This is a genomic window from Neobacillus driksii, from assembly GCF_013409995.1.
Classification (GTDB): domain Bacteria; phylum Bacillota; class Bacilli; order Bacillales; family Cytobacillaceae; genus Neobacillus; species Neobacillus driksii.
The window spans coordinates 149,113-171,951 of sequence record NZ_JACCBX010000011.1 but is presented as its reverse complement, the minus strand read 5'-3'; the positions used below and the strand labels follow the sequence as shown (position 1 = coordinate 171,951).

Sequence of the window (22,839 nt, the reverse complement as noted above, 5' to 3'; positions counted from 1 at the left end):
AAGATATGAAATTAAAATGGTTAAACAAAAGGCCATCTGAAAAAGCGGGGGTTTCATGGGGCGTTCCATGGAAAAAGGGAGAACTTGATCGAAACCACTTGCTTACTCTACAGGATAGCAGCGGGCTAGAGATTCCTATACAAAACTGGCCAATGGCCTATTGGCCTGATGGAAGTGTTAAGTGGACTGGACATGCTGCGGTTTTGGAAGAAAAAAGTGATAGCTATGAACTTAGTATCAATAACGAGAAGCAGGAAAGCAGCAGCACGTTAATGGCTAACGAAACAGATAAAACTATTGAAATTGATACTGGTGAAATTAGCGTGACCATAAACAAACAAGGCAGCACTATTATCAATAACGTAAGAATAGGGACAAAAACAATCAGTGAAAATGGTAGATTAATAGCATTAAGAGAAGTCCGTAGTAAAGAAAATGGAATAAAAATTACCCGGGAAGAACCACTGCAAAGTGAGATTCATGCTGTTCAAATTGAACAAAAAGGGTTACTAAGAACTGTTATTAAAATTGAGGGTAATCATCAAAATGTATACGGAGAAGAACAGTTGCTGCCGTTTGTTTTACGGCTTTATTTTTACTGTGATACTGCATCTATTCGTGCCGTCCATACACTCCTTTATGATGGAAATCCAAATGAAGACTTTATTAAAGGTGTAGGTCTTGAACTTACGGTTCCGTTATTGGGGGAATCATTCAATCGAAATGTGCGATTCACAGGGGATACAGGGATCTATTCTGAGCCGGCACAGCTATTGCTGACAAGAAGGCACCGGAATGCAGGAGAATTATATGAAAAACAGATTAACGGAGAAGTAATTACCTTTAACGAACAACAACATGCTAACATTCTCGAGCATGCACAACAAAATGCTATTTGGAATGATTTCAAAATCTCTCAAGATTCTTCTGATCATTACCGAATTATGAAACGAACAAACGAAGACTTCTCTTGGGTAGAGTCGACTCATGGTACGAGAGCAAAAGGTTTAATGTATGTGGGTGGTACAGAAAGTGGTGTAGCAATCGGGTTAAAGAACTTTTGGCAGAAGTTTCCTTCATCATTGGAGGTAAATAATTTGAGTCAGGAAAGTGCAAAACTAAAGGTTTGGTTCTGGTCACCAGATTCAGAGGCAATGGATTTACGCCATTATAACATAGAAACACATGTTGTCGCCGCCTATGAGGGATTCGATGAAATGAGAGCGGATCCAATGGGGATTGCGAACACAAGCGAAATCTTTTTCCACTTTTATACCGAATCTCCGACAAATCAACAATTAGTTAATAAGGCTGACGAGTGGCAGGCACCTATATTGTTGGTTTGTGAACCTGAATATTATTACGGTACGAAATCTTTAGGCGTTTGGAGTTTGCCTGATCGAAGTACTCCTATGAAAGAAAAACTAGAGGATCAACTTGATGAAGCATTCAACTTTTATAAAAAAGAAATTGACCAGCGAAGATGGTATGGTTTTTGGAATTATGGCGATGTCATGCATACATACGATCCAGTCCGTCATCAATGGAGATATGATTTAGGAGGATTTGCCTGGCAGAATACAGAACTTGTTCCGAATATTTGGCTGTGGTACACATTTTTACGCTCAGGCAGAGAAGATGTATTTACCATGGCGGAGGCAATGACTAGGCATACTAGTGAAGTGGATTGCTATCATTTTGGGGAATATGCAGGATTAGGGTCCAGGCATAATGTCAGTCATTGGGGCTGCGGCTGTAAAGAAGCAAGAATTAGTATGGCGGGACTTCATAAATATTATTACTTTTTAACCACAGATGAAAGAACAAGAGACTTATTAACGGAAGTCAGAGATGCCGATAAGGCTCTACTAAACTTGGATCCGATGAGAGAATTCTATACAACTGAGCAATTTAAGAGTCATGCGAGAGTTGGTCCAGATTGGGCAGCGTTTTGTTCTAATTGGCTCTCAGAGTGGGAACGAACAGAAAATGGTGAATACAGAGACAAACTCGTTTCTGGTATTGAAACATTAAAAAAGCTTCCTTTTCGATTGTTATCTGGGCCGACATTTGGTTACGATCCAGAAACTAGCACTCTCCATCACATGGGTGATGGTAATGCAGGAGGGTACCATATGGTGATTGCATTTGGCGGCCCCCAGGCCTGGATGGAAATCGCACAGATACTTGGTGACGCAGAATGGGTAGAGATGTTGGCTGAATTTGGAGAATTTTATGTTCTTAGTAATGAAGAAAAATTAAAGAGGAGTAATGGGGTTCTTCATGATAAATTGTTCAGCCTGCCAATGTTAGCTTCAGGAATGGTGGCTTATGCAGCAGCAAAGAAAAATGATGCGAAACTTGCTGAAATAGCATGGAATTTATTATTAAATGAAGAAATAAGTGAAATGGTATTGCCAATTAAAATACAAGAAATAAGCACATGGAGGGAAATTACCGAAATTCCTAGCATTACAACCAATACTACCTCGCAATGGTGTTTGAACACTATTGTTTCATTGGAACTAATCGGTGATTACTTGCCAAATAAGGATTTCCAAGAAAGTATTAATTCGACAATAAAGTGTTTAAATAGTTAAAAACATAATAAAAACAAGGTTTTTGTTAGGTCAAAAAAATGTAATTGTTAGAAAAATGAAAGCGGTTTACATTTGGTTTAGAAGAACAAGACTCAGTGTTCCGTTTCCAATTTGAGGCAATGGACTACTGAATAAGATTGAACTTATAAACACACATTGGGGGTAAGAAAATGAAAAAAAGAATGAAAAAGAGGTTAATTGGTAAAAAAGTTGCCGTTCCAGCTCTTTCAGCAATGTTATTATTTTCTTTAGCTGCGTGCAGCGATTCAGAAAAATCAAGCGGTGATAGTAAAGATGGGAAAAGTTCAACACCTGAAATCAGAATTATGACTACTGCCTATACACCAGATCCACCAGCTGATGACAGCCCAGCTTTAAAGGAATTGGAAAAGTTCACCAACACAAACATTACAATGAATTGGGTTTTAAATAGTTCCTATACAGATAAGTTAAATATCACTTTAGCATCTGGTGACCTGCCAGAAATCATGATGATACCTTCTAAGATTCCTAGTTTTGTTAGCGCAGTACGCGACGGTGCCTTCTGGGAGCTTGGACCATATTTAAAGGATTATCCAAATTTAAGTAAAGCGAATGAAATTACATTACAAAATAGTGCGATTGATGGAAAAATATACGGCATTTATCGTTCTCGTCCGCTTGGAAGATTAGGTGTAACGATTCGTGCAGACTGGTTAAAAAATCTCGGTTTAGAAACACCGAAAACAATTGATGAATTTTACAACGTATTAAAAGGATTTACTGAAAATGATCCAGATGGAAATGGTAAAGACGACACATATGGAATGGTTGTATCGAAATATACTGGTCCATTTGATATCATGCAAATTTGGTTCGGTGCTCCAAACAAATGGGGTGAAAAAGGTGGCAAACTTGAGCCGGACTTCATGACAGATGAATATATGGATGCATTAAAATTCTTCAAAAAATTATATGATGAAAAATTAATCAACGAAGACTTTGCCGTAATGGACCCGCAAAAATGGGGAGATCCATTGATGAATAGCCAAGCTGGTGTGATTGTAGACGTACTTGACCGTGGACGCCGTGCAGATGAAGATTTCAAAAAGTCTAATCCTGAATTAACTGAGCCAATTGACATCTTTGGTGCTGTTGAAGGTCCAGAAGGTCTTCGTTCTCTTCCTACCTCAGGTTACTCTGGATTGTTAGCTATTCCAAAATCTAGTGTAAAAACTGAAAAAGAGTTAAAGCAAGTTTTAGCATTCATAGATAAATTGAATGAGGAAGAAGCACAAAAACTGGCCTATAACGGTGTAGAAGGCCGCCATTATGAAATGAAGGATGGGAAATTAAACCTTCTTACAAACAATGATCAAGCCCTTATCAATGAATTTACAGACATAAATCAATTCGTGCCGGGTATTCCAGAGAGTAGATTTATTCAACCAGAATTAACAGCTGTTAGAGAAAAAGAGGCACAAATACTGTTAGATAATGAAAAAATTGTTGTTCCAAATCCAGCTGAATCCCTGTTATCTGAAGTTTACGCGCAAAAAGGACAGCAGTTAGACAATATCATCAACGATGCACGTATTAAATTTATAGTAGGACAAATTGATGAAGCAGGATTTAAAGATGCAATCAATTTATGGCGCAGCACAGGCGGAGACGACTATATCAAAGAAATCAATGACCTATACAAAAAAATAAAGAAATAATAGCAAAGTGTAAAAACAGGCAGTGTTCATACACTGCCTGTTCCTGCAAAAAACCTTGAATTTGAAAGGAGTGAATTTATGGAAGGCCTTAAGGCACAGAGTGTCGAAACCGTGGAACCAGGGTATAATGCAGTGAAAAAGGGATCAAAGGCTGAAGTAAAATCGAATATTTCCAATATCCAGCGATTAAAAAGAGATAAATGGCTCTACCTGCTATTAATTCCAGGCTTAGCTTATTTTATTATTTTTAAATATCTTCCCATGTGGGGAATTGTCATTGCCTTTCAAGACTACTCTCCGTTTCTAGGAGTTTTCGGAAGTAAATGGGTGGGTTTTGAAAATTTTATCGATTTCTTCAAAAACCCTGATTTTTTTAGATTACTAGAAAATACTTTTATTCTTGCCTGTTTGGACTTAGTATTCTTTTTCCCGGCTCCAATTATTTTAGCACTTCTATTAAATGAATTAAGACTTCAAGCTTACAAGAGTGTGGTGCAAACCTTTATTTATGTACCGCATTTCATGTCTTGGGTTATTATCGCCAGTATTACGTATATCTTTTTTACCACTAGCGGCGGTGTAGTAAACGAAATCGTATCCCTTATTTATGGGAAAGAAATTAATTTCCTTTCCTCTCCAGAATGGTTCCGTCCTCTAATAATGGGACAAATCATCTGGAAAGAATCTGGCTGGGGAACAGTTATTTTCCTAGCAGCACTTGCTTCTGTCGATAAAGAGCAATATGAAGCGGCGATTGTAGATGGGGCAGGAAGAATGAGACGATTATGGCACGTCACTCTTCCAGCTGTTAGAAGCACGATTGTCGTTCTACTAATCTTACGACTAGGTAATTTCCTTGACACAGGCTTCCAACAAATATTCCTTATGAGTAACTCCCTCAATCGAAGTGTCGCAGATGTATTTGATACTTATGTTTACTTTGTGGGTATTACCCAAGGGGCTTATAGTTATAGTACTGCAGTAGGATTATTTAAAGCGATTGTAGGTGTAGTCCTTGTTTTAGGTGCCAATAAATTGGCTAAGAAGATGGGGCAGGACGGAATTTTTTAAGGTTTTATGATTTAGGAGGTGGAAAGTATGTCTATGCCAAAAATGCATAATACTCCAGCTGGGAGAGTATTTGATGTATTTAATTTTATTCTTATGGGGATTATTGGGATTATCATGGTATCGCCATTCCTTTATATTATTGCTGGTTCCTTTGCAACTGAAGCAGAATTAACAAGAAGAAGTTTTTTTATCTTCCCTGAAACTTTTACACTTACAGCCTATCAATATATCTTTTCTACTGACACTTTCACTCGAAGTATTTTAGTATCTATTGGGGTTACCTTAGTAGGGACATTGGTTTGTTTATTCTTTACGTTCTCAATGGCCTATCCCTTATCAAGAAAGACGTTGATGGGTCGTAACTTCTTTATGAATCTAATTGTTTTTTCGATGCTCTTCAGTGGAGGAATGATTCCAGGATATATCGTTGTAAAGTCATTAGGATTATTAGATTCTTACTGGGCTTTAATTTTACCGATTGCGATCAATCCTTTTAACCTAATTATTGTTAAAACATTCTTTCAAAATATACCAATTGAATTAGAAGAAGCAGCAAAGATAGATGGTTGTTCAGAAGTAGGGATATTTTGGCGCATCATGCTGCCGCTTTCCAAGCCTGTTCTTGCAACATTCGCTCTGTTTTATGCCGTAGCTATTTGGAATGACTTCTTCAGTGCTTTGCTATACATTACCGATAGTGCAAAATGGCCGGTACAGGTTTTGCTTCAACAAATTATTATTCTATCACAGGCACAGCTTGGTGATGCTGCCTCTACGAGTGCAAACTTTGTGGAACCGCCTGATCAATCATTAAAACTAGCAGTGGTCGTTGTTGCAACTTTGCCTATTTTAATTGTGTATCCATTCTTACAGAAACACTTTGCAAAAGGTATGTTATTAGGTTCGGTTAAAGGATAAATGAAGATGCATTTAAAAATTATAAAGAGCCATTTGCATTGGATGATAACTTCATTCAATGCAAATGGCCCTTTTGTATTATCAAAAATCCGACATTTATAGTGAAAATTCAGACATTTTTATTAAAGCGCATTCATTTTTAATGCAAATATGCCATAATTGGTTACAGTCGAATTTTGTAAAGTTCCAAATGCGGAGGTGTACTAGTGAAATTTAAAAACATAAGTGCAAAACTAAAAACACTTCAATGGAGAGGCAGTTTTCATCGTAATAGCTTTATCTTAATTTTACTCATTGCTAGTATTCCAGGCTTAATCACTGGACTTTGTATTTATTGGTTTGCTGTTGGAAAAGTTGAAAATGAATTAAGAACATTACATACTAGTCAAATAGAGCAAAGAGCAAAGAATATTGATGAACAATTTAAATATTTGGAGTATTCTACCTCACAATGGGCATTTGAACCGAGATTTAGTGAATCATTAAGGAATATTGATTTTGTTGGGCAATTTACTGAAACCTATGATATTTCTAAAACTCTTTTGTTATTACAGGGCAGACATAATCTAATTAAAACTGTAGATTTATATATTGAAGGCGAAAAGCCCATTTTATTTAATAGTGAATATAACGTATTGGACGAACAGTCAAAGCAGATTTATCATCAAACATTAAAAAGTAGTAAAAGACTCTATTGGACAGAGTTCCCACTAGAAGCTGGCTCTAAAAAGAAAACGCTTGCATTTGTACACCGTATTCCTGCAACAAGCAAGGATCCATTTGGTTCAATTATTGTCACGATAGACCAAAATAAAGCGCTACAACTATTAAAATCATTAACCCCCTATGATAAGGGAGCGACATTTATTTTAGATGGAGAAAATGAAATCTTACTCTCATCAAATAGCACAAAGGACTCCTCTTTTATAAATGTATTAAAGCGTGAAATGGAAACTCAGAAACATACTGAAGGCTCATTCCAAATAAAACATAATAAAAAAATGTATTCTATCTCCTACGGTAAATTTACAAGGGTAGATTCTGATTGGACATATGTGTCTGCTGCTCCGATGTCTTCGATTACGGCACCAGTAGTACTTGTTTCCAGATTGATATTAATTTTAAGTATATCCGCACTTATTCTTGCGTTTGTTTTATCCTGGTTCACGTCAAATCGTATTTATTCTCCGATTAATAAACTATTAAAATCCTTAGGACATGAAGAAGAGGGATTATGGAGACGTAAAGGCCGGGATGTTTTTACAATAATCGAACATCAAATTCAAAATCTATCACAAAAAAGTAATCTGCTGCAATCCCGTCTGGTCGAGCAGATTACACAAATCAAAAGCAGTTTTATTCTACAGTTAATACAGGGTTATTTATATCATAATACGGAAGAAGATTTGCGGGTAAGAATGGAGAATTATGGCTGGGAGTTAGAAGGAAAATCTTTTACAGCTCTGGAAATTCAACTAACAGGTTTAGGCGAATCAAAGGATAGTTTCTCAAATAATGATGAAAGTCTTGTTACATTTTCTGCATCAAATATAATGGAGGAACTGGCAAACGATATGTTTGATCAGTTTAATATAATAAAATTTACGGATTTATCAGTTGGGGCACTAGTAATCCATCCAAACAGTGATTCATTCAGGGTGGAATTACATAGCTTTGCTGATAAAGTAACAAAAACTGTAAATGAAATATTGAATATGCAGGTAACGGTTACAATCAGTGAACCCACCGATAGTATTAAGAGAATTCCTTATATTTTTGAGGAAGTTCGAAGTGGAAAGCGTTTTAGAATATTTGAAAATAGTAATCAGGTTATTGATCTTAAAGAGCATGAAAGATCGGAACATATTAATCAAATCCACTATCCATTTGCAATCGAAAAGGAAGTTATCCAAGCGATAAGAATGGGACATACCGCAGAGGTTGAGAATTTAATCAGACCATTTTTACAGGAACTAACGGAGAAGGGGATTAATGAAATCAATATTCATCAGGGGATTGTGCAGCTTTATAGTACTATCCAGCATGAAATACTCCATTCTGGGATACATCCACATGAACTGTTTGAAGGGAAAAATATGTATGAAGAACTTTCTCAAATTCGTGATACAGAGAGAATCATTAAATGGTTTACTCAAGATGTGGTAGGACCGTTTATTCAGAAGTTAGAGGGTCGAATGAATATTGAATTAAAACGGGTAATTGAAAAGGTTGTCACCAAAATACAGGAAAGTTATGCGGATGACATTTCCTTAGAAAGCTGTGCTGACGAGGTAGGTACAAACCCATATTCGTTAAGTAAGGCATTTAAACAAATGGTGGGAATTAACTTTATCGATTATTTAACACAATTAAGAATTGAAAAAGCAAAGGAGCTACTTATAAATACGGATATTAAGATTAACGACATAGCTGAAAGTGTAGGTTATAGACACAGTTATTTTAATAGGATATTTAAAAAACAAATAGGTATTCCACCAAGCCAATACCGTAAACTTAATCAGAAGGATAATTATATACAAGTTGAAAATGATGGGTAGTGTTTAGAACCATCATTTTTTTGTAAATAGGATGTTCTTGCCATATGCACCTCCATTAGGGATTGAAAACACGTTAGTTTAACCGATACAAAAAAGTATGGTTGCTGGAAAACCTTGAACACCCTATATTATTTTAAATAGAAAATGATGCTAAGGAGAAGAAACTATGTATAGGCAATTTGAAAAAGGGGAGTGTCTTTATCACAATCGGCTTTCGAGTATAGGAGATATCGAAGGCTGGAAATTGGAAGGAAGGGCAAGAATTAATTTTGAAAATAATTTATTATATTTAGAAAACGATTTAGACCCTGATATATATGGGGACGATGCTCACTGGGTATTTTGGTGTCCAATTGATTTTCCAGATAAAATTATGATTGAATGGGAATTTTATCCAATACGAGAACCGGGCCTTTGTATGATATTTTTTGCAGCAACCGGCAGGTATGGAGAGAATCTCTTTTCCACTAATTTGCCAGTAAGAAACGGGAGATACCCTGAGTATCATTCAGGTGAAATGAATGCCCTGCATTTATCTTACTTTAGGCATAAGCATCCAGATGAACGGGCTTTTCGTACATGTAATTTGCGCAAAAGCCATGGATTTCATCTAGTTGCAGCTGGTGCAGATCCCTTGCCGCCAGTTGAGGATGCAATCGCCCCTTATCATATGAGACTTGTAAAATATGAGGGGATTGTTCAGTTTTCGATTAATGATTTACCGTTACTTGAATGGGAAGATGATGGAGTCAGCTTTGGATCGATCTATGGCGGCGGAAAAATCGGCTTGCGGCAGATGGCGCCTATGAAAGCAGCCTATGCAAATTTAACTGTACACAGAGCTGTTTTAAGACCAGAAACGAAAAATGTATAAACTTGTAAATTAATAAATATAAACTTAGGGGGAAAAATCTATGCAGATGAACGGGGCCATAGGTGGATTTTACAGACTTTGTGATTGGATTATGAAATTAGCATACATTAATATCTTATGGATTTCGTTTACATTGCTGGGTTTAATCGTATTTGGTTTGTTTCCGGCTACAACCGCTATGTTTGTAATCGTTAGGAAAATACTTATGGATAAAGATGAAATTCCAATCTTAAAGACTTTTTGGGAATCTTATAAAAGCGAATTTTTCAAAAGTAATCTCCTAGGGCTTATTCTTACCATTACAGGCTACATCTTATATATTGATATCTTCTTTTTAAGAAATACGACCGGATTTATTAATCTATTGTATTACCCATCCCTGATGCTTGCTTTAGGCTTTGTCTTAACATTATTTTATGTTTTTCCTACGTTAGTTCATTTTGATCTAAGGATCCTGCAAGTTATCAAATGTGCTTTCGTGATCATGCTAATGAACCCATTATCTACAGTATTGATGGTGATTGGAAGCTTTGCAGTCTATCTTTTGATGACAACGATACCTGGATTAATTCCAATATTCAGTGGAAGTATCTTATCATTCGTAATAATGTGGGCATCTTTTATTGCTTTTTCAAGAATAAAGAAACTACAAAATGCCTCTTAAAAGGAAATGGAAGACGACTGATTGGAAATATACACTTCACACTATTTACCAAAATGCAGGATAAACCCGGAGAAGCCCTCATCATTTGAGGGCCTTTTTTAGTTAGATTAATAGTAACCTTATACCTGATAAACAAATAGCACTATGAAAAACAGGAAGTAAATGATAAAATTTAATTAATTTTACGAAGAATCTTTATTATAAGAAAACGTTTTTTACTGCCCAATAATGACTGCGCTTCCACCAAGGCAATCAGTATCTTACTATAAACAATGGAGAAATAACCTAAATGAAGAGGATACTTGATAGATTAAAGATGGATTATCATAACTTACAAATTAAATATAAACTTTTTCTACTAGTATCTTGGATAATGGTTATATCGTTTTCTTTTACCTTTTTTGGATTGCAGTACGCTTTTCATATTTACGATGAGCAGATTTATAGTAAGTCTTCACAGGTTTTAAGTACATCCTCTAATAGTATCGAGAGTGAATTGAAAAACTTAGAGGAACTGTCCTATAATATTTTGACCGATTCCCAAATCCAGCAGTACCTATCATCAATCAGTGAAGACAGTACCGAATACGACAAATTTCGTATGCGTACGAACATGTTGGACAGACTTACAAGCTACGCAAATAAGGAAGAATATATCCAATCTATTAATTTAGTAGATGTAAATGGAGAAGAATATGTAGTCGGACCCAAGACAGTAAAACTTACCCCGTCGCAAAAAGCAGATATTACCAAAATGGCCATGCAGGCTAATGGAAGTAATGTTTGGTTAAACCCGGAGAAGAATGACCTTTTATTTTCAACTGCACGCGAAATAAGACAGTTTCGCAATTTAAGCTTCGACAACCTAGGTACGATTGTCATCTATATCAATATGGACAAACTGGTAGCGAACATTTTAGAAGGTTCTAGAAAAATGGATGGTGAATTCTTAATTGTTAGAGATAGTAATATTATCTTTCCAAAAGAAACGAATTCATTATTTAAAGAAGCAGCCATATCTTTAGATTCTGAAAAAGTAGATTCAGGTTATCAAATAAAAAAAATCGATAAAAAGAATTATTTCCTTGTTCACATTAAATCCAACTACTTTGATTGGGGTTACTTAAACGTTATTCCTTTTAATCAAATATTTGAGAATATCAACAAGGTAAAAACATTTTTGGTCATCATATTTATACTCATGTTTGTTGTTGTAACGATTTTTGGAATTCGATTTGCAAGGAACATCACCATTCCCTTGGAGAATCTTGTAGCTAGCATGCAATATGTAAAGGTGGGAGATTTTAAGGAAGCAAGCAGGAATGCACTTAAAACGCCAATTATGCAGGATGATGAGGTTGGTAAACTTCAGCAAAATTTTCAGACGATGATCCAGCAAATTGATGAACTCATTAATGAAAATTACTCTAAACAGCTAACCATTAAAGAGACAGAGTTTAAGGCGCTGCAGGCTCAAATCAATCCTCATTTTTTATATAATACATTAGAATCTATTAATTGGTTAGCAAAAGGCAATGGGCAGACACAAATTTCTAGAATGGTAGAAGCGCTTGGTTTTTTATTGCGTAATTCAATCAGCTTAAAACAACCACTAATCACGATTGAAGAAGAGCTTAATGTTATAAGTAATTATGTGATAATTCAGAAATATAGATTCGAAGAAAGATTAGATTTTCACATGGAGGTAGATTCAGATATAGGCGGGTTCTATATTCCGAAGCTAACGTTACAGCCTCTTGTGGAAAATGCCATTCACTATGCCTTAGAGCCGAAGATTGATCCTTGTAAAATTAGTGTTTATTCAATAGTAGAAAAAGAAAGTATTAAACTAATTGTAGAAGATGATGGACCCGGAATGGAGTCAACCTTTATAGAAAAGTTAAAAAGAGGAGAAGTAAAAACAAGAGGACAAGGGGTAGGCTTGTCGAATATTAATGACAGAATTAAACTGGCCTACGGTGGGAAATACGGAATAGAAATTGAAAGCGAGCCTAATAAAGGAACGAAAGTGATCATTGTTTTACCTTTCGATAAGGGGGAGAGCCATGTATAAAGTATTGCTAGTTGATGATGAACGAATCATAACCGAAGGGATGTCAAAGGTAATCAATTGGGAGTCGATTGGGACAAGTTTAATTGGGACCGCAAGAAATGGGATTGAGGCATTTAGTATGATTGAACAGCAACAACCGGACATCGTGATTAGTGATATTAAAATGCCTGGAATGAATGGTCTCGAGCTAGTTGCAAAGGTTAATAGTGTATTTCCTGAGATACGATTTATTTTGTTATCCGGTTTCAGTGAATTCGATTTCGCCAAACAAGCAATGCAATACGGGGTGAAGCATTATCTATTAAAACCTTGTAATGAGAATTCAATTATGGATGCTATAACAGAGATTTGTGAGGAATTGCAACAAAAGCAAATTCGTGAACAATTTATTCAAAATATGAAAGGAACACTCGACAGTGTTCTTCCTTATGCAAAAGAACAGCTGATGAAAGAATTTATAACCAATCATTATGAAAACAAAGATCTAGCGTATTATCAAAAACTTTTTAACATAGATTTACATACACCGAATGTTAGGCTGGTTTTATTTCAACTTGAGGGGAATTTTGAATTTGAGCATATGTTTGCTATAAAAAATATAGCTGAACATATATTTGGTTCCTATATTCTTAGCTGCATGGTTGGCGAAACGATATTATTCCTCCTTGAGGATTATTGCAGCTACTCTCTACTACTCTCTCAAATTGAAAAGATTAAAAAAACATTTTTTCAATATTACCAAATAGATTCAACGGTCGCCATCAGCGACACAGGGAAAATAAGTACCGCGAATAAACTATATAGTGAAGCACTAGACTGTCTAGCTTATCGTTTTTATTTAGGAGAAGGCGGAGTTATTACCAAAAAAGACATTGCCTATCAAAATCCAACAGAGGAATTAGAGTTCTATTACGATGACCAAACCTTCTGCCGATTGGTGAAATCCGGATCCTGGTGTGATGTTAATGCAGAAATAGAGACTTTTTTTAATCAGTTAATAGAGTTAAGGCTTGATATCAATATCACCAAATCTTATGTCATTCAATTATTTAATGCGATGATCCGTTTATGTGAACCTAAAGAGATGAATATGTATTTAACCAAATTAAATCTACTCTTAGAAATAGACACCATTCAAAATTTGAAGTCCTTTTTTGAAAGCGTTGCCCAGGAAATCACCCTAACATTTTTTAATCAAAATAATAATAAACATTCCACGATAATTAAGAAGGTTATCGAGACGATCGACAAGTATATTGGGAATGAAAATTTATCCTTGCATTGGGTTGCAAATGAGATGTTATATATGAATGCCGATTATCTAGGAAAGCTTTTTAAGAAAGAAACGGGAGAAAAGTTTTCAAATTATATTACAAGATTAAGAATTGAGTTAGCCATAAAAATGATCGAGAAGGAAAATGATGTAAAGGTATTCGAGATTGCTGAAAAAATTGGTTATGGTGAAAACCCTCAATATTTTAGTCAGGTATTCAAAAAACATACAGGTTTTACTCCATCAGAATATAAAAGAGAATCTTTACAAGGTCTGTAAAAAGAGTAAAAAGGGGAAAAAAATATGAAAAAACTATTGTTTTCTACTTTATCCCTAGTAATGGTATTTTTCGCTGGTGGGTGTGGAGATTTCGATTTAACAGATTCTGCCGAGAGTAAAGGGAATGAGAAAATAACCATAAAAATTGCCTGGTGGGGAGAAAAACCTCGGCATGACTATACCTTGGAAGTAATTGAATTGTTTGAGGAAAAATATCCAACGATTAATGTAGAACCAATATATTCAAATTGGGATGATTATTGGAAACGATTGGCTCCAATGGCAGCGGGTAATCAACTTCCAGACATTGTCCAAATGGATATGCTTTATCTTAAAACGTACAGTGAGAATTACTTGCTTGAAGATTTAACACCGTATGTTGATCAAAATCTAATTAAGACAGATTCCATAAGTGAAGCTATTCTCTCAGGTGGGAAAATCGATGAACATTTGTATGGTTTTCCTTTAGGATTAAATGCGCCGGCCATCATCGTTGACCAAAATTTACTTTCTTCAGGTGCGGATAATAAGCCAAATGCGAATTGGACATGGAGTGATTTTGAGAAAATAGCTTTACAAGTTCATAAAGAAAAAGGTATTTATGGTACAAACGGAATGAAGTCACCAGATGTGTTCTTCTCGTATTTCTTACGTACAAAAGGCATGAATTTATATAATAAAACAGGAACTGGATTAGGGTATGAGGATGATCAATTGTTTATTGATTATTTCGATATGCAAATAAGACTTCTTGATAAAGGTGCCTTCCCTAGAGCGGATGTTACGGAACAGATAAAAGGAATCGAAGATGAGTTGTTAGTCAAACAACAGTCTGCGATGCAATGGGTATATTCCAACCAGTATATCGGCTTTTTACAAGCAACTAACCGGCAGCTTGAGCTTTTGCCTCCTCCGGGACCAGGACAAGATGCGGGACTTTCTGTAAAGCCTAGTATGCTTTTTTCGATGTCAAAAAGTTCAAAGCATAAAGAGGCAGCAGCTCAATTTATAAATTTCGTTATAAATGATATTGAAGCAAATAAAGTCATTAAAGGCGAAAGAGGAGTTCCCATTTCCACGAAGGTTGTACAGAAAATAGAAAAAGATTTATCTCCTGCTCAGAAAAAGGTATTCGATTACGTAAATGAAGTGAAAAATACAAACAAAAAAGTGGACAAAGCAGATCCTCTGGGCAGTAATGAGGTTGTGAAATTATTACAAGACGTTTCCGAACAAATATTGTTTAAAAAAATAACACCGGCAGAAGGAGCACAACTTTTTAGATCGGAAGCAACCACAATTCTCTCAAATAATAACTAATCTATATAGAAAAAGAAAGCTCTCTTGTGACAAGCACACAGCTGCTTGTTTCAAGGGAGCTTTTTAAATGTCTGATTTTTAAACAAACAAAGCGGAAAATTAGATTCAGACAATTTTGATTTCGTTGCATAATTAAGGATGTAAACACTTACATAAAAAGTGTGAAAAAAAGAAGGGGGAAATAAAGAATGAAGAAATTTTTAGTGCTATTGTTTTCATTTGTTTTAGTTTTTACATTAGCAGCATGTAACAGCAGCAGTTCAACGAGCAGTGAAGAAACTAAACCTAAAAAAGAAGACAAAAAAGATGAACCAGTAACTCTTCGTATCGCTTGGTGGGGATCTCAGCCTCGACATGATTACACACTTAAAATTATTGAAATGTATCAAGAAAAGAATCCAAATGTAAAAATCGAAGCTGAATATGCAGCTTGGGATGACTACTGGAAAAAGCTAGCTCCTCAAGCAGCCGCAAATGAGCTGCCTGATATTATCCAAATGGATTTATCATACTTTTCACAGTATGCACAAAATGAACAAATTGCTGATTTAACTCCTTATTTAGATAAACAAATTAATACAAAAGATATTGCTGACAATATCATCAATGGCGGTAAACTTGGCGATAAACTTTATGGAATTAATGCTGGTGTAAACGTTGTTGGTTTTCATCATGATCCAGCGGTACTTGCAAAAGCTGGTGTAGATTCTATCCCAGAAAATTGGACTTGGGACGATTACAAAGAAATCGCAGCAAAAGCAAAAGCTGCTGGCGTATTTATGGATACAGGAATGAAAGCGGATGTATTTTTCAACTACTTCTTAAGAACACAAGGGAAGTCACTTTATAGCAAAGATGGTGCCTCTCTTGGATATAAAGATGACAAGCTGTTCGAAGAATTCTTCAACATGACATCTGGTTTGGTTAAGGATAAAGCGGTTCCAACACCTGACTTCTTAGCACAGTTAAAAGGAATTGAAGATGATCCTGTTGTTACTCAAAACGCAATTGGTATCTGGCAATGGTCTAACCAGTTTGTCGGGCTTCAACAAGTGGCGAATCGAGAACTTGCTATTGCTCCAATGCCAGGTCCTGACAGTGAAAAAGGTTTATATTTAAAACCAAGTATGTTCTGGTCTGTTGGAAATAATTCAGAACATAAAGAAGAAGCTGCAAAGTTTATTGATTTCATGATCAATGATATCGAAGCGAACAAATTAAATCTTGGTGACCGTGGTGTTCCTGGTTCATCAGTTGTAAAAGAAGCATTAAAGCCATTACTTTCACCAGCACAAGTCCAAGTATTTGATTATGTTGATTGGGCGGAAGGAAATAGCTCAGAATTCGATGGTCCAGATCCAGTTGGTGCCGGACAAGTGATTGAAACTCTTGATAGTTTAGCTGAACAAATGGCTTATGGAAATCTATCAGTGAAAGACGCTGCAAAACAGTTTAGACAACAAGCTGAAAGTGTCTTAGCACAAAACAAAAAATAATTTCCACTTCGATAGCTGATCATGTGATAGATGGATCAGCTATCGTCCTTTCATCTTAGGAATGCAGGCCAAAGAATAAGGAGATGAATAAATGAATACACGTGTGATAAAGGAAAATATACAAGCAGATATCACGATCACCCCTGTCAGCAAGCGCTCCCGTATCATTAAGGAAAACCTAACAGGTTATGCATTTATCAGTCCGTTTATTATCGGATTTCTAGCTTTTACATTCATTCCTATATTAGCATCTTTATATTTATCATTTACAAATTATAATCTATTTGCAAGCCCAACATGGATAGGCTTGGATAACTACATACAAATGTTTACAGCCGACCCCCGCTATTGGAAATCATTAAAAGTTACCCTCATCTATGTATTGGGTGGAGTTCCTTTAAGACTCGCATTTGCATTATTAATTGCCTTAATGTTAAATACTGCATCTAGGGCTGTTGGACTGTACCGCTCATTGTTCTATTTACCTTCTCTGATTGGCGGAAGCGTTGCGGTTGCGATTATGTGGCGTAATGTCTTTGGTGATGTCGGGATTGTTAATATTCTACTTGATGTACTTGGTATCCCATCTGTTAGATGGTTTGGTAATCCGACTGCGGCATTATGGATGCTTATCTTCTTATCCGTATGGCAATTTGGTTCTTCGATGCTGATCTTCTTAGCTGGATTAAAAGGTATTCCAAAAAGTTATTATGAAGCTGCTAGTGTTGACGGTGCAAACGGGATTCAAAAGTTCTTCAAAATTACGCTGCCAATGCTAAGTCCTGTAATTCTGTTCAATACAGTTATGCAAACTATTGCAGCTTTTATGACGTTCGTCCCAGCCTTTATTATTTCAAAGGGTACAGGTGGTCCGTTAGACGGAACTCTACTTTATTCTTTATATCTATTCATACAAGGTTTTGAGTTCTTTAATATGGGTTATGCTTCAGCAATGGCATGGATTATGCTTATTATTGTAGGAATTTTAACAGCGATTATTTTTACTACTTCAAAATATTGGGTTCACTATGAATCGGAAGGAGGCAGATAACAATGGCATTAAAATTAAAATCACCAAGATGGTGGGTCTATCATATACTTGTCGGCGGCTTTGCAGTTTTAATGCTTTACCCTGTTATTTGGCTCCTGATGAGTTCTTTTAAACCTAGTGATACGATTTTTGTTACAGCAAAATCACTGATCCCAGATCCATGGATTTGGACCAACTTTATAGAAGGTTGGAAAGGTATTGGCGGCAATTCATTTGGTGTCTTTATTAAAAATACATCCATCCTAGTTGTTATTACATTAATTGGACAGGTAATCTCATCAGCGGTTATTGCTTTTGGGTTTGCACGTCTAGAGTTTAAAGGAAAAGCATTCTGGTTCGGGATTATGATGGTTACTTTAATGCTTCCGCATGATGTGGTAATGGTACCGCAGTATATCATTTTCTCAAAGCTTGATTGGCTCAACTCTATTAAACCACTTGCTGTTCCAGCTTATTTTGGACATCCGTTCTTTATCTTCCTTTTAGTCCAATTTATCCGTACCATTCCAAGGGAACTCGATGAAGCAGCGATCATTGATGGATGTGGCACATTTAAGATATTCACGAAGATTATTTTGCCATTAATTAAACCATCGCTAGCGACAGCGGCTATTTTCTCATTCTATTGGACTTGGGAGTCATTATTAGGGCCGGTTCTTTATCTAAACAGCCCAACAAAGTACACGGTATCAATGGCTTTGAATATGTTCTTGAGTAATGAAACCGTATCGAACTGGGGCGCGATGTTTGCGATGTCAGTTGTTACATTGATTCCTGTATTCGTAATCTTTTTCCTCTTCCAACGCCATGTGGTTGAAGGGATTAGTACCAGCGGGTTAAAAGGATAATATGATATCCAAAAGAATATACTTAAAACTTTGCCACTTCAAACCCTAAATGGAAGTGGCAAAGATATAATATTTCTAAACATTGGGTACAAGTGTTAAGGAGGATTAAAAATGGACACTTCAGGATTTTTAGGCAGTTTAAATAAATTGCTTGAATGGATATCAAGATTAGCATTCTTAAATTTATTATGGATATCATTTTCACTACTAGGTCTCATCATCTTTGGATTTTTTCCTGCAACGGTGGCAATGTTCGCAGTTGCTCGTAAATGGATGCTAGGTAACGAAGAAATGTCTATTTTTAAGACTTTTTGGACTGCATATAAGCGAGAATTTTTAAAGAGTAATGTACTCGGAGTGATTATTGTTGCAATTGGATTGATCTTATACATTGATTTTCAGTTCGTCCAACATGCGGCAAATAGTTTTGCCAGTTTTCTTTATGTACCATTCTTTATCATCACGCTAATTTTTATATCAATGCTTTTTTATATCATTCCCATTTTTGTGCATTATGATATGAAACTAAGTCAGGTAATGAAAAACTCGTTTTTTGTGATGATTATGAACCCACTTTCAACCTTTTATATGTTGATTGGCAGCTTTGGAATCCTTTTTGTATTATCCTATGCGCCGCCGATTTGTTTATTGTATAGTGGAAACCTATTGGCACTATTTATTATGAAACCAGCGACCAATGCCTTTGATAAAATAAATCAAAAATCACAATTGTTATTTCAAGAGCAGTAAATACTCATCGGGTTCTCATGATTAGAGGCCCGATTTTTAACTATTTTTTTTATGCATGTTACTAAAGCTAGTTACTGGAGGAGTTTATTGTGCAAGAGTATAACCTGATTAGACATAATAGCATGTTCGATTTAACCACTTTTAAAAATCCTCCGTCTGCTTACCGGATCCATCCTTTTTGGTTTTGGAATGGTGTGATGGATGACCATGAAATCGCACGCCAAATCAGGGAAATGGCTGATAAGGGTGTGGGAGGTTTTTTTATTTGCCCAAGGCAGGGACTTAAAGTGCCTTATTTATCGGAGGATTGGTTTAAAAAAGTGAAGTTTGCTGTAGAAACGGCTAAAACCCTTAACATGGATGTTTGGCTATATGATGAATATCCATACCCAAGTGGAATTGCCGGTGGAGAGGTTACACTTCTTCATCCTGACGCCAAACACTATACATTGGTCCATAAAAGTGAAACACTGCAAAGTAACCAAACCTGTAATATGGAGCTGCCATGGGGACGTGTGCTGTCAGCTAAAGCTGTTCCAGTTGATCAGGAAACAGGCAGTAAACGTTGGGATGAACCCATTGATATTAAAAAATACATTGGTAATTACCAGTCCGAACCGGTATATCAAAAGGTAGGACTAACTACTTATAATCAAAAAAGATTTTTTACATACAACACGATAAAAATACTGAAGTGGACTGCCCCGGAAGGAGATTGGGAGATTCATTGTTTCCTTGAAGAAGAAATCGACGATTTTAAATATTATGGAACCTTCGTTGACCCTTGTAACCGGGAAGCAATTAAGACCTTTATTGAATTAACGCACGAACGATATGCCGAAAACTTAGGAGAAGAATTTGGCAAAAGTGTTAAAGGGATTTTTACGGATGAAACGGGGCTTATAGGGAGAATTCCATGGTCCCCTCAATTACCGGACTTTTTCCAAAAACACAATGGCTATGATTTAAGGGAGTATCTATATACATTAATTGAATCCGGTGGAGAGAATACCGCAAAGGTCCGATATGATTATTTTCAATCCATTCATCTCCTTTTAAGGGAGTCCTATCATAAACAAATCCATGATTGGTGTGAGGAACAGGAAATCCAATATGTAGCGGAAGTGCCTTCCGTTCGAATGTCCAATCAGGTATACAGTCATATACCTGGCGGTGACAGTGCCCATGAAAAACTTGGAATATCACTGGAATGGATTCTTGATCGGTATATGACAAGTTTTCGCGCAAACCCTAAAATGGTTAGTTCATTAGCAAATCAGTTGGGAAGAGAAAGGGCTTTAATTGAAAGCTTTCATAGTGTGGGCTGGTCGATGACTTTGCAGGATGCAAAATGGATGCTTGACCGGCTTGCAGCATTTGGCATTAATTTTTATAATTTCCATGCCTTTTTCTTTACGCTCGATGGGCTGACAAAGCATGATGCACCGCCGTCTCAATTTTATCAAAATCCATACTGGCAGCACTTCCGAACATTAGGAGACTATACAGGAAGGCTTGGCTATGTGATGAGCAGTGGAATACCGATTCGTTCCATCGCACTCCTTGACCCGACAACAAGCTTATGGACTCAAATGGGAAATCCATTTCATAACTTTCACTATATCGGTGATGATGACTCAGAAATGGCGAAGCTCCAACGTTTAAAACAAGATTGGTCTGAACTCTCTAAACAGCTGCTATTTCATCACAAACAGTATGACCATTTAGATCCGGAAATCCTTTGCGAAGCAGAGATAACAGAGGGAAAAATCAAAATTGGTACTGCCAGTTATTCTGTCCTGGTCCTTCCGCCGCTTTCTAATATCGAAAGTGCTGCCTGGAAAAAAATTAAATTGTTCCTCGATCAAGGCGGTGTAGTGATCGGGAATAAACTACTTCCTTTTGAAGCGATTGATGATACCTTACTAGAAAAAGAGATTTTAGAAACCTTCGGGATGGGTGAATCTCTGTGTTCAGACTATTGGAATAACCAATCCGTACTTGTCGATTCCTATCACAAAGGCGCGCAAAATGCTTATTTTATTCCTTCAGGGGAAATTGAAATATTGCTTCAACTATTAAACAAGCATATCCATGAGGAAATACACTTTGAAACAGAAAGTGGAAAGAAGAGTTTCTTAACAGAAAAACGTCAGGTATCAGATCAATCAAACCTGGTTTTTATCAGTAATCAGGAAGAGGGAGACCAGCATGCAACCTTGACAGTATCATATCCATGTGAGTTCTGTAGACTAGATTTGGAAACAGGCGAAGTGGAGCTTCTTGCTGCAACATGGGACGGAAATGGCTGGAAACTGGATATACATTTTGGATCATATGAAAGCTGTCTCGTCCAGATAAACCGTAAGGATGATATAAAAGAAGTTAAGGGAAAATCTGAGCGATGGAAGTGGAAAGTCGAGTTGAAAGGGAATTGGGAAGTGAAGGCGCTTCAGGATAATACCCTAAGGTTCGATCATTTCCAACTTAAAATCGATACGGAAAAGAAAATCCAAGTTAATAATCAATCGATTGTTCCGGTAAAAACGTTCATAGATCAATGTTCTGACATAATAAATGAACAAAGTCTGCCCATCGAATTTCGTCAATCATTTGGTATACCGATGAAACTGGCCTTTAATTATCCGATATCCTGTAGTTATCAAAGGAAGTTCATGATTGAGAAAATGCCAGAGAAATGTTTGATATTGATGGATAAGGGAGCTATTTCTGGCCAATATCAAATTTATATCAATGAACACAGGGTAGAGAATTTTCATGAGAACTTCATTTATGACAATAGTAATGTCACCAGTGATATTTTACCCACCTTAAAACATGGAGAAAACATACTCCGAATTGAAGTACTAGTGGAACATGACTGGGATGGAGTTACAGATGCCATTTATTTGTTAGGTGATTTTGGTGTTACTTTTAACAAGGAGAATCAGCCAGTAATTTCAAATGCATTAAACACTTCATCCTTACAACAGGGTCCATACCCAAGCTATCCATATTATGCTGGGACTTTGGCTTTTACAAGGATAATTCATCTAGACAGTGTTCCGGAAGAGGCGTATTTTGAATTATTTTTTAATGATTTGGATAGAAATTTTCATGACTGTATGGAAGTTTTTGTGAACGGCCATCGGCTTGGAGTAAAGGCTTGGACACCCTATCAATGGAAGGGGAAATCTGAAATTCTACATACAGGAGAAAACCTGGTTGAAGTGAAGGTAACCAACACATTAATAGGGCTTCTAGAAGGTAAATATTTTGATTATGAGGAACATAAGCTCTGTGAAGTTGCTGGTTTAACGAAGTATTAACAGAGATATTTTTAATGGATTGTGAGGGATAAAA

15 protein-coding genes are annotated in these 22,839 nt (G+C 36.3%); all 15 read left to right on the top strand.

Features of this window, described 5'->3' with window-relative positions; translation table 11 throughout:
* The first annotated feature begins 5 nt into the window (after window positions 1–5).
* The 15 genes from F4694_RS23120 (at window position 6) to F4694_RS23050 (ending at window position 22,805) form a co-directional block, all read left to right on the top strand.
* Complete coding sequence (locus F4694_RS23120; RefSeq protein ID WP_179602265.1) at window positions 6–2,600, top strand: exo-rhamnogalacturonan lyase family protein; 2,595 nt, start codon at window positions 6–8, stop codon at window positions 2,598–2,600.
* Between the two features lie 170 nt (window positions 2,601–2,770).
* Window positions 2,771–4,300, top strand: coding sequence for an extracellular solute-binding protein (locus tag F4694_RS23115; protein ID WP_179602264.1), 1,530 nt, complete (start codon window positions 2,771–2,773; stop codon window positions 4,298–4,300).
* Window positions 4,301–4,378: 78 nt separating this feature from the next.
* A complete protein-coding gene (locus tag F4694_RS23110) occupies window positions 4,379–5,371 on the top strand; it encodes an ABC transporter permease (RefSeq protein WP_179602263.1) in 993 nt (330 codons plus the stop codon).
* Between the two features lie 33 nt (window positions 5,372–5,404).
* Complete coding sequence (locus tag F4694_RS23105) at window positions 5,405–6,289, top strand: carbohydrate ABC transporter permease (protein WP_179602345.1); 885 nt, start codon at window positions 5,405–5,407, stop codon at window positions 6,287–6,289.
* Window positions 6,290–6,495: 206 nt separating this feature from the next.
* Window positions 6,496–8,847, top strand: a complete 2,352-nt coding sequence (locus tag F4694_RS32750) for an AraC family transcriptional regulator (protein ID WP_179602262.1) — start codon at window positions 6,496–6,498, stop codon at window positions 8,845–8,847.
* Between the two features lie 166 nt (window positions 8,848–9,013).
* A complete protein-coding gene (locus tag F4694_RS23095; RefSeq protein ID WP_179602261.1) occupies window positions 9,014–9,721 on the top strand; it encodes a DUF1961 family protein in 708 nt (235 codons plus the stop codon).
* A gap of 40 nt (window positions 9,722–9,761) precedes the next feature.
* Entirely contained in the window at window positions 9,762–10,385 is a 624-nt protein-coding gene (locus F4694_RS23090) for a YesL family protein (RefSeq protein ID WP_179602260.1), read from the top strand.
* A 289-nt stretch (window positions 10,386–10,674) separates the two neighbouring features.
* On the top strand, window positions 10,675–12,459 hold the full coding sequence (locus F4694_RS23085; RefSeq protein ID WP_179602259.1) for a sensor histidine kinase: 1,785 nt from the start codon (window positions 10,675–10,677) through the stop codon (window positions 12,457–12,459).
* Window positions 12,452–14,011, top strand: coding sequence for a response regulator transcription factor (locus F4694_RS23080; RefSeq protein ID WP_179602258.1), 1,560 nt, complete (start codon window positions 12,452–12,454; stop codon window positions 14,009–14,011). The genes F4694_RS23085 and F4694_RS23080 overlap by 8 nt, the downstream gene beginning before the upstream one ends.
* 24 nt (window positions 14,012–14,035) lie before the next feature.
* Window positions 14,036–15,331 (top strand): ABC transporter substrate-binding protein, encoded by a 1,296-nt coding sequence (locus tag F4694_RS23075; RefSeq protein WP_179602257.1) that lies wholly within the window; start codon window positions 14,036–14,038, stop codon window positions 15,329–15,331.
* Between the two features lie 188 nt (window positions 15,332–15,519).
* Window positions 15,520–16,827: an ABC transporter substrate-binding protein gene (locus tag F4694_RS23070; RefSeq protein ID WP_179602256.1), complete on the top strand. Its 1,308-nt coding sequence runs from the start codon at window positions 15,520–15,522 to the stop codon at window positions 16,825–16,827.
* 91 nt (window positions 16,828–16,918) lie between these two features.
* Entirely contained in the window at window positions 16,919–17,878 is a 960-nt protein-coding gene (locus F4694_RS23065; protein WP_179602255.1) for a carbohydrate ABC transporter permease, read from the top strand.
* 2 nt (window positions 17,879–17,880) lie between these two features.
* A complete protein-coding gene (locus F4694_RS23060; protein WP_179602254.1) occupies window positions 17,881–18,726 on the top strand; it encodes a carbohydrate ABC transporter permease in 846 nt (281 codons plus the stop codon).
* A gap of 111 nt (window positions 18,727–18,837) precedes the next feature.
* On the top strand, window positions 18,838–19,476 hold the full coding sequence (locus F4694_RS23055) for a YesL family protein (protein WP_179602253.1): 639 nt from the start codon (window positions 18,838–18,840) through the stop codon (window positions 19,474–19,476).
* 89 nt (window positions 19,477–19,565) lie between these two features.
* Window positions 19,566–22,805 (top strand): glycosyl hydrolase, encoded by a 3,240-nt coding sequence (locus F4694_RS23050; protein ID WP_179602252.1) that lies wholly within the window; start codon window positions 19,566–19,568, stop codon window positions 22,803–22,805.
* The last annotated feature ends 34 nt before the right edge of the window (window positions 22,806–22,839 follow it).

What these genes read in the sequence shown, in the direction of transcription:
- F4694_RS23120 (WP_179602265.1), top strand. Translation starts at nt 6, where the DNA reads ATGAAATTAAAATGGTTAAACAAAAGGCCATCTGAAAAAGCGGGGGTT.
- F4694_RS23115 (WP_179602264.1), top strand. Translation starts at nt 2,771, where the DNA reads ATGAAAAAAAGAATGAAAAAGAGGTTAATTGGTAAAAAAGTTGCCGTT.
- F4694_RS23110 (WP_179602263.1), top strand. Translation starts at nt 4,379, where the DNA reads ATGGAAGGCCTTAAGGCACAGAGTGTCGAAACCGTGGAACCAGGGTAT.
- F4694_RS23105 (WP_179602345.1), top strand. Translation starts at nt 5,405, where the DNA reads ATGCCAAAAATGCATAATACTCCAGCTGGGAGAGTATTTGATGTATTT.
- F4694_RS23095 (WP_179602261.1), top strand. Translation starts at nt 9,014, where the DNA reads ATGTATAGGCAATTTGAAAAAGGGGAGTGTCTTTATCACAATCGGCTT.
- F4694_RS23090 (WP_179602260.1), top strand. Translation starts at nt 9,762, where the DNA reads ATGCAGATGAACGGGGCCATAGGTGGATTTTACAGACTTTGTGATTGG.
- F4694_RS23085 (WP_179602259.1), top strand. Translation starts at nt 10,675, where the DNA reads ATGAAGAGGATACTTGATAGATTAAAGATGGATTATCATAACTTACAA.
- F4694_RS23080 (WP_179602258.1), top strand. Translation starts at nt 12,452, where the DNA reads ATGTATAAAGTATTGCTAGTTGATGATGAACGAATCATAACCGAAGGG.
- F4694_RS23075 (WP_179602257.1), top strand. Translation starts at nt 14,036, where the DNA reads ATGAAAAAACTATTGTTTTCTACTTTATCCCTAGTAATGGTATTTTTC.
- F4694_RS23070 (WP_179602256.1), top strand. Translation starts at nt 15,520, where the DNA reads ATGAAGAAATTTTTAGTGCTATTGTTTTCATTTGTTTTAGTTTTTACA.
- F4694_RS23065 (WP_179602255.1), top strand. Translation starts at nt 16,919, where the DNA reads ATGAATACACGTGTGATAAAGGAAAATATACAAGCAGATATCACGATC.
- F4694_RS23060 (WP_179602254.1), top strand. Translation starts at nt 17,881, where the DNA reads ATGGCATTAAAATTAAAATCACCAAGATGGTGGGTCTATCATATACTT.
- F4694_RS23055 (WP_179602253.1), top strand. Translation starts at nt 18,838, where the DNA reads ATGGACACTTCAGGATTTTTAGGCAGTTTAAATAAATTGCTTGAATGG.